This window comes from Bradyrhizobium sp. 31Argb (genome assembly GCF_043638955.1).
Classification (GTDB): domain Bacteria; phylum Pseudomonadota; class Alphaproteobacteria; order Rhizobiales; family Xanthobacteraceae; genus Bradyrhizobium.
On record NZ_JBEGDB010000017.1, the window covers coordinates 1 to 12692 of the forward strand.

13 protein-coding genes are annotated in these 12692 nt (G+C 62.8%); all 13 read left to right on the forward strand.

All coding sequences use genetic code 11. The annotated features are described in order from the left end of the window. Nucleotides 1-114 precede the first annotated feature (114 nt). Entirely contained in the window at nt 115-1077 is a 963-nt protein-coding gene (locus AAFX91_RS05390; protein WP_394565778.1) for a zinc-binding alcohol dehydrogenase family protein, read from the forward strand. Continuing rightward, nucleotides 1074-1508: a PaaI family thioesterase gene (locus AAFX91_RS05395; RefSeq protein WP_207234451.1), complete on the forward strand. Its 435-nt coding sequence runs from the start codon at nt 1074-1076 to the stop codon at nt 1506-1508. Before AAFX91_RS05390 ends, AAFX91_RS05395 begins: the two co-directional genes overlap by 4 nt. A 67-nt stretch (nt 1509-1575) precedes the next feature. Further along, entirely contained in the window at nt 1576-3180 is a 1605-nt protein-coding gene (locus tag AAFX91_RS05400) for an ABC transporter substrate-binding protein (protein ID WP_130578622.1), read from the forward strand. Between the two features lie 16 nt (nt 3181-3196). Then, nucleotides 3197-4165, forward strand: coding sequence for an ABC transporter permease (locus AAFX91_RS05405; RefSeq protein WP_130578621.1), 969 nt, complete (start codon nt 3197-3199; stop codon nt 4163-4165). Between the two features lie 4 nt (nt 4166-4169). Continuing rightward, nucleotides 4170-5015, forward strand: coding sequence for an ABC transporter permease (locus tag AAFX91_RS05410; protein WP_130578620.1), 846 nt, complete (start codon nt 4170-4172; stop codon nt 5013-5015). 1 nt (nt 5016) lies between these two features. After that, nucleotides 5017-6033, forward strand: a complete 1017-nt coding sequence (locus AAFX91_RS05415; RefSeq protein ID WP_130578619.1) for an ABC transporter ATP-binding protein — start codon at nt 5017-5019, stop codon at nt 6031-6033. Next, nucleotides 6011-7000 (forward strand): ABC transporter ATP-binding protein, encoded by a 990-nt coding sequence (locus AAFX91_RS05420; protein ID WP_130578618.1) that lies wholly within the window; start codon nt 6011-6013, stop codon nt 6998-7000. Before AAFX91_RS05415 ends, AAFX91_RS05420 begins: the two co-directional genes overlap by 23 nt. A 26-nt stretch (nt 7001-7026) precedes the next feature. Further along, nucleotides 7027-8538, forward strand: coding sequence for a class I adenylate-forming enzyme family protein (locus tag AAFX91_RS05425; RefSeq protein ID WP_130578617.1), 1512 nt, complete (start codon nt 7027-7029; stop codon nt 8536-8538). Further along, nucleotides 8535-9296: an SDR family oxidoreductase gene (locus AAFX91_RS05430; protein WP_130578616.1), complete on the forward strand. Its 762-nt coding sequence runs from the start codon at nt 8535-8537 to the stop codon at nt 9294-9296. Before AAFX91_RS05425 ends, AAFX91_RS05430 begins: the two co-directional genes overlap by 4 nt. 251 nt (nt 9297-9547) lie before the next feature. Then, entirely contained in the window at nt 9548-10012 is a 465-nt protein-coding gene (locus AAFX91_RS05435; protein WP_130578615.1) for an Lrp/AsnC family transcriptional regulator, read from the forward strand. A 273-nt stretch (nt 10013-10285) separates the two neighbouring features. After that, on the forward strand, nt 10286-11047 hold the full coding sequence (locus tag AAFX91_RS05440; RefSeq protein ID WP_130578614.1) for an STN domain-containing protein: 762 nt from the start codon (nt 10286-10288) through the stop codon (nt 11045-11047). After that, complete coding sequence (locus AAFX91_RS05445) at nt 11044-11559, forward strand: RNA polymerase sigma factor (protein ID WP_130578613.1); 516 nt, start codon at nt 11044-11046, stop codon at nt 11557-11559. Before AAFX91_RS05440 ends, AAFX91_RS05445 begins: the two co-directional genes overlap by 4 nt. 100 nt (nt 11560-11659) lie before the next feature. Next, nucleotides 11660-12658: a FecR family protein gene (locus AAFX91_RS05450; RefSeq protein WP_394565779.1), complete on the forward strand. Its 999-nt coding sequence runs from the start codon at nt 11660-11662 to the stop codon at nt 12656-12658. Nucleotides 12659-12692 lie beyond the last annotated feature (34 nt).

Sequence of the window (12692 nt, forward strand, 5' to 3'; positions counted from 1 at the left end):
CCGCGCGAAACTACTTCGCCGTCGTCGCCATTGCCGCCACTCTGCTCTGGATAAGGTAACTGTCCACACGGCCTAGTCCTTCGCGAACATGGCGACAACGACAAGCTTCAATTCGTGCCCGATTATCCAACGCCGAAGGCGGCGGAGGGTGACGTCGTCGTGCGGGTCAAGGCCTCTTCGATCAACTACCACGATGTGTTCACCCGCCGCGGCATGCCCGGCATCAAGGTGCCGCTGCCGGTCATCATCGGCCTCGACGTAGTCGGCGAGATCGCGGAGCTTGGCGCGGGCGTCACCGGCTGGAAGGTCGGCGATCGCGTGCTGATTGATCCGGTCAACCGCGTCGAAGGCGGCTTGATGGGCGAGACCCAGGACGGGGGCCTCGCGGAATATTGCCGGGCCAAGGCGCACCAATTGGTTAAGATTCCCGACAATGTCGGCTTCGAGCAGGCGGCGGCGCTGCCGGTGGCCTACGGCACGGCGATCCGCATGATGAACACGATCGGCAAGATCAAGCCGGGCGAAAAAGTACTGATCCTTGGCGCGAGCGGCGGCGTCGGCGTTTGCTGTGTGCAACTCGCGAAACTGGCCGGCGCCTATGTGATCGCCTGTGCCGGCAGCGAGGAGAAGGGGCGGCGGCTCAAGGAGCTCGGCGCCGACGAAATCATTCTCTACACGCAGACCGATTTCATGAAGGCAGTCTTCGAGCGCCACGGCAAGCCGCATCGCCGGCGCTTCGTTGAAGGCGGCGGCGTCGACGTGGTGGTCAATTTTACCGGGGGCGACACCTGGGTGAAGTCGCTTCGCTGCCTGAAGCTGGGAGGCCGTCTCCTGACCTGTGGCGCCACGGCTGGATTTTCGCCCACCGAGGACCTCCGTTTCATCTGGACTTTCGAGCTGCAGGTCCTCGGTTCCAACGGCTGGGAGCGCGAGGATATCGAAAAGCTGTTCGATCTGGTGCAGGCGGGCAAGCTGCAGGTCCTGATCGACAAGTCCTATCCGCTTGAACAGGCCAAGGAAGCGGTGCGCGTGATCGAAGATCGGGCGGTGTTCGGCAAAGTCGTGGTGACGCCGTGAGCAAGACAGAAGTCACCACGCTTACCGCGGCCGATATCCAGAAGATGCTGGATGTCTCGCCGTTCAATCTGTTCCTCGGTCTGACCGTCATGGACGCCGATCCGGTCAAGCAGGAAGTCACCATGCGCTCGGCGATGCGTCCCGAATTCGAGCGTCGTCCCGGCTCGAAGCAATGGCACGGCGGCGTGATCGCTTCCGTCATCGACACGGTCGGCGATTTTGCCGTCGGCATGATGGTCGGGCGGGGCCTGCCGACTGTCAATTTCCGCGTCGACTACCTCAGGCCTGCGGTCGATACGGCGCTGGTTGCAGTGTCACGCGTGCGGCGCGCCGGCAAGAGCGTCGGCGTCGCTGATGTCGATGTGTTCGACGAGAAGGGTTCGTTGCTCGCGATCGGAAGGGGCACCTATTCGACGCTGGATACAAAGTAACAGCAAGAACGGGACGGATGCGCGCTGCAATGAGGCCGGTTCGACGCAATCATAGAGGGGCCAGACGATGAGCAGGTTTTCGAGACGTGACTTTCTGATCACCACGGCGGGTGCCGCGCTCGCATCAAGCATGGCCGAACCTGCGCTGGCTGGGCTGGAAACGCCAAAGCGTGGTGGTACGCTGATCGGCACCTGGGGCGGCTTCGAGCCGCAATCCCTGTTCGTGCCGCCGGGCGGCGGCTCAAGTCCGTACTTCACCTCGACCAAGGTACTGGAGCGTCTGATCCGCCTGACGGTCGATCTGAAGTTCGAGCCGGTGCTGGCCGTCGACATCAAGCCATCGGCCGACTTCAAGAGCTACACGATCAAGCTGCGCGAGGGCGTCACCTGGCATGACGGCAATCCGTTCACCGCCGAGGATGTCGTTTTCAACGCGATGCAGTACTGGAAGCCGATCTCGGCCGGCGTCTCTCTCGATGCGCTCGAAAGCGCGGAGGCTACCGACCCGCTCACCGTGGTGCTGAAGTTCAAGGCCCCGGTCCCTGAATTCTTCCTCAAATCTGTGCTGGCCGGCAAATCCGGCTTGGTAATTCCAAAGCACATCTACGCCGGCAGCAACATCATCACCAATCCGATCAATAACGCGCCTATTGGTACCGGCCCGTTCAAAGTCAAGGAATGGGTGCGTGGCAGCCATGTCGAGTATCTGCGCAACGAGAAATACTGGAATCCGGGACTGCCGTATCTCGACCGCCTGGTCATTCGCTGGTGGCGCGATCCGGCGTCAAGGGCGGCTGCGTTTGAGGCAGGGCAGCTCGACATCGGAACCTTCAATCCGATCCCGATGCCGGATATCGCGCGGCTGGCCTCCGGTGGCAAGATTATCGCCGAGACCAAGGGATATGCGAACTCGGCCTGGGTCACCACCATCGAGTTCAACCAGCGCCGCGACATCTTCAACAAGCGCGAGGTGCGTCAAGCGCTGATGCAGGCCATCGATCGGCAGTTTATTGCGGACACCGTGTTCTTCGGCCGTGCGCGTCCCTCGCTCGGCGCCGTTCACAGTTCCAATACGATCTTCTTCACCAACGACGTCCAGGACTATCCGTTCGACGTCAAGAAGGCAGGGAAGATGCTGGATGCCGCGGGCTTCCCGGTGAAGGGCGGCTCGCGCTTCAAGCTCAGCCTGGTTTCGGCCGGCTGGTTCGAGGAGAACATCAAGATCGGCCAGTATGTGAAGCAGGCGTTCGAGGACCTCGATATCACCGTGGATCTCGCGGTGCCGGATCGAGCCACCTCGCTCAAGCGGATCTACAGCGATTACGACTATGACGTCGCGATCTCCAATAATTCCGGCGGCATCGAGCTCATCCCGAGCACGACGCAATATTACACCACCGACGGCATCGTGAAGGGCGCCGCATTCCGTAACGCGACCGGCTATTCCAATCCGAAGCTCGACGAGATCGTTGCCAAGATGACGGTCGAGACCGATGAGCCGAAGCGCATCGTGCTGGCCAAGGATTTCGATCGCCTGGCCACGATAGAGGCTCCGCTGCTTCCCATGGTCGATCTGGAGCCGGTGACGATTGTCCGATCCGACGTCCGCAATCACTCCGCTACCGCCGACTTCATGGGGGAAAGCTGGGCTGAACTCTGGCTCGATCGCTAGATAAGGGAGCACCGACTTGAACCGCATCGTGCTTCGCCGATTGGCTCAGGTAATCCCGCTGGTTCTGGCGGTGATCGTGCTCAACTTCGTGCTGATCCACCTCGCGCCGGGCAGCCTGTTCGACGTCATGACCGCCGAGCAGCAGATCTCCGATCCGGCGATGCTGGATCAGCTCCGTCACACCTACGGCGTCGACCAGCCGACCTGGGTGCAGCTCGCCAAGTATATCTGGTCGGTGATGCGGCTCGATCTCGGCTTCTCCTACCGGCAGAACGCGCCGGTGCTCAACGTGATCATGGACCAGTTGCCGGCCACTGTGATCCTGATGCTGGCGGCGACTTCGGTGGCACTGCTCGTGGGGGTCACGGCCGGTGTGCTGGCGTCCGTCAGGGTCAACACGATCTGGGACAATTTGATCTCGCTTGCGGCAGTGTTCTTCTTCGCCGCGCCAAGCTTTTGGCTCGGCATCATGATGACGGTGCTGTTCGCGGTCAAACTCGGCTGGTTTCCGGTCGGAGGCATGCGGACGATTGGAGCCGGCAACGGCGCGTTCGCCGATGCGCTCGATGTCATGCACCATCTGGTGCTCCCGGCGACGGCGCTCGGGTTGTTCTATGCCGCGACCTATGCGCGGGTGATGCGGGCCTCGATGCTGGAAGTGTTCCGGCTCGACTTCGTCCGCACCGCGCGCGCCAAGGGGCTCTCGCCGTCACGCGTTGTGGTCGCACATGTCATGCGCAACGCGTTGCTTCCGATCGTGACGCTGCTCGGCCTGCAGCTCGGCACCATCCTGGGTGGCTCCGTCGTGATCGAGGCCGTGTTCAGTTGGCCCGGCATCGGCAGCCTGCTGTTCGACAGCGTGATGAGCCGGAATTTTCCGATGGTGCTTGGCGTGCTCGTGCTTGGCTCGCTGCTCGTGGCGGTCGCCAACGCAACCGTTGATCTGCTCTATCTGCGGCTCGACCCGCGCATCCGGGCGAGGTAGGCGGATGCTCAGGCTCGGGATCGATTTTGTTCGTCGCTTCGCGCGCAACCGCGCCGCGCTGATCGGCCTTCTGCTCGTCATTGTCGTGATCGGCGTCGCGCTGGCGGCGCCTTGGCTGTTCCCGCGCAACCCCTTGCGCATCGTCGGCCGTCCCGAGATCTGGCCCTTTGTCAATTCGCGCTACCCGTTGGGCACCGACTCGCTCGGCCGGGACATCGCGGCGATGATCGCGTACGGCGCGCGCACGACGCTGTTGATAGGGCTATGCGCCAGCGTCACGGCGACGCTGATCGGGATCACGGTCGGCGCCACCGCCGCTTACTTCGGCGGTTGGGTCGATGAAATGCTGATGCGTTTCACCGAGCTGTTCCAGACCGTTCCGAATTTGATTTTCGTACTGACGATCGTCTCGATCCTCGGCCAGAAGATTGAATATGTCACGATCGCTGTCGGTATCGTTACATGGACTCCGATTGCGCGACTGACGCGGGCGGAATTCATGGCGCTGCGCGATCGTGAGTTCGTCCAGGCCTGCCGCGCCATGGGCATGGGAAACTTGCGCATCATGCTTGGCGAGATCCTGCCAAATGCGCTGCCGCCGGTGATCGTGCTGTCTTCGCTCGTGATAGCCGGCGCCGTGCTGTTCGAATCCGCGGTGTCGTTCCTGGGGCTTGGCGATCCCAACGTCTCGAGCTGGGGGCGGCTGATCGGCGATGGCCGGACCCTGATCCGCACCTCCTGGTACATCTGCGCCGTGCCGGGACTGGCGATCATGGTCACGGTGCTGGCGCTCAACCTGGTCGGCGATGGTCTCAACGATGCGCTTAATCCGAAACTCAGGGATCGCTGACATGGCGGCTGGCAACGGCCCGGTTCTCGAGATCGACCGGCTGAAGGTGTCGCTGTTCACGCGCCGCGGCGTGCTGCCGGCGGTGGATGGGCTGTCGTTGACGGTGGCGGCAGGCGAGACGGTAGCGATTGTCGGCGAGTCTGGCTGCGGCAAATCGCTGACCGCGCTCGCGGTCATGCGGCTGTTGCCATATCCGCCGGCGAAGGTCGTCGGCGGTAGCGTGCGTTTCATGGGCAGCGAGCTGACGTCCTTGTCCGATCGCGAGATGCGGCGGGTTCGAGGCAAGGACATCTCGATGATCTTTCAGGATCCGATGACCTCGCTCAATCCGGTCACCACCATCGGCGACCAATTGATCGAGGCGATTCAGCAGCACAATGACGTCTCGCGTGCCGAGGCGCATGCCCGCGCCGTCGAATTGCTGCGCCAGGTGCGCATCCCCGATGCCGAGCGACGGCTGAACGATTTTCCGCATCAGATGTCCGGCGGCATGAGCCAGCGCGTCATGATCGCGATGGCGATCGCCTGCGGGCCGAAGCTTTTGATCGCCGATGAGCCGACCACGGCGCTCGACGTGACGATCCAGGCGCAGATCCTTGCCTTGCTCAAGGAATTGCAAGCGAGTTCGGGCATGGGGCTGATCATCATCACGCACGACCTCGGCGTCGTGGCCGAGACCGCCGACCGCGTTGTGGTGATGTATGCCGGCCGCAAGGTCGAGGAGGCGCCGGTAGAGGCGCTATTCGAGCGGCCGCTGCATCGCTACACCCGCGGCTTGCTCGGTGCCACGCCTTCGGCGACGCGTCGGCGCGGCACCCGCCTGGCAGAGATTGGCGGCAGCGTGCCGCCGCTGTCGGACCTGCCGGCCGGCTGCGCCTTCCAGAATCGCTGTCCCGACGCATTCGATCGTTGCCGCGCGCAGAGACCGGACCTGATGTCGCTATTGCCGGGACGCACTGCGGCGTGTTTCGCCGCCGAAGAGGAGCTGTCGCGACATGCCGCTGTTGTCCGTACGTAGCCTTTGCGTTCAGTACCAGACCGCGCAGGGCACTGTGCGCGCGGTCGACGACGTCAGCTTTGAGCTCGAAGCCGGAGAAACCGTCGGCTTGGTCGGCGAATCCGGTTGCGGCAAGTCGACCCTCGGCAAGGCGATCATGCGGCTGGTCCCGAGCTCCGACGGCCGCATCGTGCTTGACGGGCGGGACATCACGAGCATGTCGAGCGGGCAGCTCAAGTCCCTACGCAAGAACATGCAGATGATCTTTCAGGATCCCTATGGCTCGCTCAATCCGCGCCATGACGTCGGCACCATCATCGGCCAACCGCTCAGCGTTGCCGGCTGGTCGCGCCGTGACATTCGCGATCGTGTTGCCGAGCTGATCAGGCAAGTCGGCCTGCCGGCGGATGCCGAGCGCCGCTATCCGCACGAGTTCTCCGGCGGCCAGCGCCAGCGCGTGGGCATTGCGCGTGCGCTCGCGCTGCGGCCGAAAGTCATCATCTGCGACGAGCCGGTATCGGCGCTGGACGTCTCCGTCCGCGCACAGGTGATCAATCTGTTGCAGGACCTGCAGCAGCAGACCGGCGTGTCCTTTCTCTTCATTTCCCACGACCTCTCGGTGGTCGAACACATCTCCGATCGTCTGATCGTGATGTATCTCGGCCGCATCGTCGAAAGCGGCAGCGGTGAAGAAATTTGGCGGCAGCCGGCGCATCCTTACACGCTTGCCCTGCTGGCGGCGGCGCCGATCGCCGATCCACGACTGGCGCGCGGCCGGGCCAAGCAGGTCTTGCAGGGCGAACTGCCAAGCCCGCTCGATCCACCCCAAGGCTGCAGCTTCCATGAGCGCTGCCCGATGGCGCGCGAGCGCTGCGGCAAGGAGCGGCCGGTACTGCGAAAGGTGTCCGGCAGCCGAATGGTGGCCTGCCATTACGACTTGCTTGAGCAGCCCGCCGAGTTGCCGCGGGCAGTGAGTGCGGCCAGTTAGCTGATACGAAAGACGGAGTTCTGCCGATGCGTTGGCACAATCTGGGCGATCTGATCGATCGCAGGGGCAACCTGGACAAGGAAGCGATCATCGATCTCGCCTTGCCCGGTGGCCCGAGGATCTATACCCACCGACAGGTCGATCAGCTCGCCAACGGGGTCGCAAAATATCTGACAGACCGTGGATTTTCCCGCGGTACGCATATCGCCATCCTGTCATTCAATCGCGCCGAATATGTCGCGGCTTATTTCGGCATCATGCGCGCGGGCTGTATCGCGGTGCCCGTCAATATCAAGGTCGCGCGCGATACCATCGACTATGTGATGGACGACGCCAAGATCGCGCTCGCCTTTGTCGACGGTGCGAACCGCCCTCAGGTGCGCGAGGGCATTCCGGCGATCGACTTCGACGACGTTGGGCCGAACGGTTTTGCCGCGAGCATAAAGCCCTTCGATTCCTTCGACAGCGTCGTGGCCGGGCCGGACGAAGTGGGCCAGATGCTCTACACCTCCGGTTCGACCGGCCGGCCGAAAGGCGTGCCGTTGTCGCATCTCGGTCAGCTCTGGGCGCTCTCCACCCGAACCAGCGGCGCGCTCAACGAAAGCGAGCGCTACATCATCGCGCAGCCGCTGTTTCACATGAATGGGTTATTCGCGACCAAGACAATCTTTGCGACCAACGCGTCCGTGGTGCTGCTGCCATCGTTCGAGACCAGGAGCTATATCGAGGCGATCGCCAAGTACAAGGCAACGGCGGCGACGGCCGTTCCCACCATGTGGGCGCGGGTGGTCAAGGAGCGCGAGCTGCTGGCTCAGAACGACATCACTTCCGTCAGGCGATTGATGCTGGGCTCGGCGCCGATGACGATGGGCCTGTGGGACAAGATCAAGCAGGTCCTGCCGAACGTCACGCTCTCCATCGGCTACGGCACCACCGAAGCCGGGCCCGCGGTGTTCGGGCCGCATCCAAAGGGCATTCCAACGCCGCCGCTCGCGCTCGGCTATCCTATCGATCCCGAGACCGTCAAGCTCATCAATGGTACCGAGAATGAGGGCGTGCTGTTGATGCGCAATCCTGCGCTGATGGATCATTATCACAATCTGCCGCAGCAGACGGCGAAGGCGATCACCGATGGCTGGTATTACAGCGGCGACGTGATGCGTCGCGACGGGAACGGCTTCTACTATTTCGTCGGCCGCGCCGACGACATGTTCGTCTGCTCGGGCGAGAACGTCTATCCGGGCGAGGTCGAGAAGCTGCTCGAACGTCATCCGCAGGTGCAGCAGGCGGCGGTGGTGCCGCTGCCGGACGAGGAGCGCAGCCAGGTCCCGGTCGCCTTCATCGTCACCCGCGCCGACGCCAAGCCGACCGCGGACGATATCCGCAAATTCACGATCGCGAATGGACCGGCCTATCAGCATCCGCGCCGCATCGAGTTCGTCAATGAGCTGCCCTGGGCTGGCACCAACAAGATCGACCGCAAATCGCTGATTGATCGCGCCCGCCAGCTCGAGGCGGCGAAAGGCTGGTCGGCGTGAGCACGCTGGCAGGCAAGATTGCATTGGTCACCGGCGCCAGCCGCGGCATCGGGCAGGCGATCGCACTCAGGCTTGCAGAAGACGGTGCGATCGTTGCGGTTCATTATCACTCTGCCGAGGGTGCCGCGCGCGCTGTTGTCGACGCGATCGTCGCTGCCGGTGGGGCTGCGTTTGCACTGCAGGCCGATCTATCGGCGCGTGGCGGTGCCGTGGCGCTTGCCGCAAAGTTCACCGCGGAACTAACCGAGCGATACGGCAACACAGCGTTCGATATCCTCGTCAACAATGCCGGTGTCGGCAAGCGTGCGACGATCGAGGAGATTACGGAAGAAGATTTTGAGCTTCTGTTGCAGACCAATCTCAAATCGCCGTTCTTTCTTATCAAGGCTCTGTTGCCCCATCTCCGCGACGGTGGCCGCATCATCAACATTTCGTCGATGGGAACGCGCGCCGCTTACCCCGCCATGGCGGCCTATGCGCCGACAAAAGCGGGCCTGGAGGCGTTCAGTCGGCTGCTCGCCGTTCATCTTGGCGGGCGACAAATCACGGTGAACTCCGTGATGCCAGGCGCCACTGCGACCGACATGAACGCCAACGCGCGCGACCCCGTCGCCAGCCGCGCGGTTGCCAATTCGATTGCGCTTGGACGTGTCGGCCAGCCCGCCGATATCGCCAAGGTCGTCGCGTTCCTGGCGTCCGACGATGGCGGCTGGGTCACGGGCCAACAGATCGACGCCAGCGGCGGCCAGCGGCTGTAAGCCGCACTGCCGCCGGAACAGGCAAGGATTGGCCGCTTTAGCTGTCCGATGCCTCGCCTGGCGGGCTTTTCATCAGCAGATTTCCCATGAGGGCGCCTGGCTCGCGGCGGGGACGCTACACGCTGCCGCGAGATTGTACAGCGTCTGATGAAAGTTCATGCTAGCCGCAGCGTGCATATGGCAATAACATTCTTCAAACAAGGTTCACGGCAACCAAAACATTCTTTTCCCTCCTGGATTCGGAGGTTTGCATGCTCGACGACTTCGACCGCAAGATCTTGGCAACGCTGCAGGTGAATAGCAGCCTCTCGATGCAGGACATTGCCGAGCGGGTCGGGTTGAGTTCGACGCCCTGCTGGCGGCGGATCCAGAAGCTTGAGAGCTCCGGCTACATCAAACGCCGGGTGGCGCTATTGGACGCGGAAAAGCTGAACCTTGGTGTCAGCGTCTTCATCGCCGTCAAGACCAACCAACACAATGCGGAGTGGGCGCAGAAATTCCGGAAAATCGTCACGAGTTTTCCGGAGGTCGTGGATTTCTATCGCTTGAGCGGCGACGTCGATTATTTGATCCGAGCTGTCGTATCTGACATTCGCGCCTATGATGATCTCTACCAACGATTGATCGCAAAGATCGACTTGCACGACGTTTCGTCGATGTTCACGATGGAGCAGATCAAGTCGACCACCGAATTGCCACTTGCGAGTCTCGCGTGAGCGACTGAGGCGGGCACCCATGTGCCTGGGCTGGATCGTCGACACGGATACCGAGATGGGACACGACGGGGACATGGAAACCGGCTTCTGCCGCGGCGAAGCCGGACACGTGAGGGCTTCGGTTGTCGTCAAACCGTAATATTACGTCACTAGCGTCCGCCGCGCGTTGGCTTGGGATGTGCGCTGACGCGCAATTTGGACCGTCGGCGGGCAGGTCGTAGCACTGGGAAGCTGGAGCGGCTGTCCTGATCTGCGTGGGCGGGGACAGTGGTGATGCTTCGATCGGCCCAAGCCGAACTCAAACCGGATCGCGCCAAGCGTGTTGTCGCTGCGTCGGCCAATAGGCGGCTGGCAGCTTGGGCATGCGCGTTGACCGTCGCGGGCATGGCTGCGGGTATCGACATGGCCGCGGCTCAGACAAGGCCAGCGAATGCGCCGATCGAATTCAATATCCCCTCGCAACCGCTCGCCGCCGCACTCAGTCGCTATGTCGATGCGACCGGACGCGACGCCCTCTACGACACGAGCCTTGCGGCCGGCCGCCTCTCCGGCGATGTCCTGGGCGTGTTTGCGCTGGACGAGGCGCTCCGAAAGCTCCTGTCGGGCACCGGTCTGGCTGCCGAGTTCGTCGCCGAGACGACTTTCGTGCTGTTGCCAGAACCGCTCGCCACTCAGCAGGCGGCGCAGCAAACACGATCGCCAGAACATCGGCGTTACTATGGACAGATTCAGGCGAGCATTGCGGATGCTCTTTGCCGATCGGGCGGCGCGCGTCCGGGCAGGTATCGCTTCGCCGCCGTGTTCTGGATCGCGCCAGACGGTGCCGTCCAGAGATCCCAACGTATCGGGTCCACCGGCACGCCGGATGCCGATGAGCGGATTGATGCGACCTTGCGCAGCGTGCGGTTCAACGAGCCGCCGCCGGCGGGCTTCCTGCAGCCGGTCTTGATCTTGATCGTGCCGCAAGGGCCCGGCGTGGTGCAGGGTTGCGGCAAGCCCGATCCCAACCTCCGATCGGCCGGGACCCGGCCATGACCGAGAACGCCTTGACGATCATCCGCCGCCTGTTTGTCGATCGCTATGACGACCTCAAGGCGCGTCTGACTCAACGCCTCGGCTCGGCCGATCTCGCCGGCGATGCCATGCAGGACACGTGGTTGCGCCTGTCGCGCGCGGAATCGATTGGCGCCGTTCAAAGTCCGCGCAGCTATCTCTTCCGAATCGCGTTGAACGTGGCAGAGGATCGCCGCCGGATGGAGCGGCGTCAACGCATATCGGCCATCGAGATCGAAAGCCTGCTTGAGCTGCCCGACGATGCGCCGACGGCTGAGCAAACCATGTTGGCGCGGTCTGACCTGGAGGCATTCGAGGCGATCGTCGACGAACTCCCCGAGCGGCGACGGGTGATCTTTCTGGCGGCGCGGGTGGGCAATGTTCCCCGCCAGGAAATCGCCGACCGGCTCGGAATCTCCCGGCAGCTCGTTGCGAAAGAACTCCGCTTGGCACTCGAACATTGTCTGGCGCGCTATAAGGAATTGAAGGGTTGAGCGTGCACTTCCGGTCGCCGAGAATCGTCTTAGAGGCAAGAATTCCTGCAATCGTCGCCGGCGTTCTCACGGAAGAAGCCGCGAAAGGTGCAGCATCGAGATGAGCAAGGCACATCCAGGTCTGGATCCGGTAGAGCGGGAAGCGGTCAACCGGCTGCAGAAGCTCACATCCGGAGACATGACGCCGAAAGACCTGGCGGCGCTGGAACTCTGGCGCGCGCGCAGTCCTCTCCATGAAGCCGCCTTTTTGGAGGCGAAGCGCCTATGGCGTACGGCCGGTGCCGCCGGCCATGCTCTGTCGGATCCGGATGAAAGCTTTGTAGCCAAGCTCGATGCGCTGGGACGGCGCCGCAGGATGAGCCGTCGCGCGGTGTTGAGCGGCGGCGTCGCGGCACTTGCCGCGGTATCGGTCTACGGCGTGCTCGACCCGCCGTTCGGACTTTGGCCGTCATTGTCCGAACTGAATTCGGATTACCGCACCGGCACCGGCGAGCAACGCCATGTCACATTCGCTGGCGACGTGGCGATCGGCCTGAACACGCAGACGAGCCTGGCCATCCGTCCCGCGGAAGGAATCGAAGATCGCATCGAGTTGCTCTCCGGCGAGGCGTCGTTTGCAATATCGACGCGCCTGGCGCGATCGCTCGTGGTCCTGGCGGCAGACGGCAGGACGACCACCGAATCCGGCCGGTTCGATGTTCGCTACACCGCAAGCGGCGAGCGGTCCCCGGTCAGCGTGACCTGTTTCGAGGGCGCGGTGCGGATTGAACGTGGAACCGACGTGGTGGCCCTGCGATCTGGCCAGCGCGTGCGCTATGATCTTGCGGGACTGAGCCAGATTGCTGCAGTCGATCCGCAGCTAGCCTCGGAGTGGCAGCGCGGCATCGTCGAATTCCGCGGTACGCCACTCATCGAAGCCGTGGAAGAAATCAATCGATATCGGCCCGGCCGCATCATTTTGATGAACGCGGCCTTGGGCCAGAAACAGCTCAGCGGTCGCTTTCGCATCGATCAGATGAATGAGGCGCTGTTGGGATTGGGGCGTGCGTTCGGCGCAAAACTGCAGCGATTGCCGGGTGGAATCGTGCTGCTGAGCTGATTCGGGCGAGGGCGGGTAAAAAATTTCTCAAAAA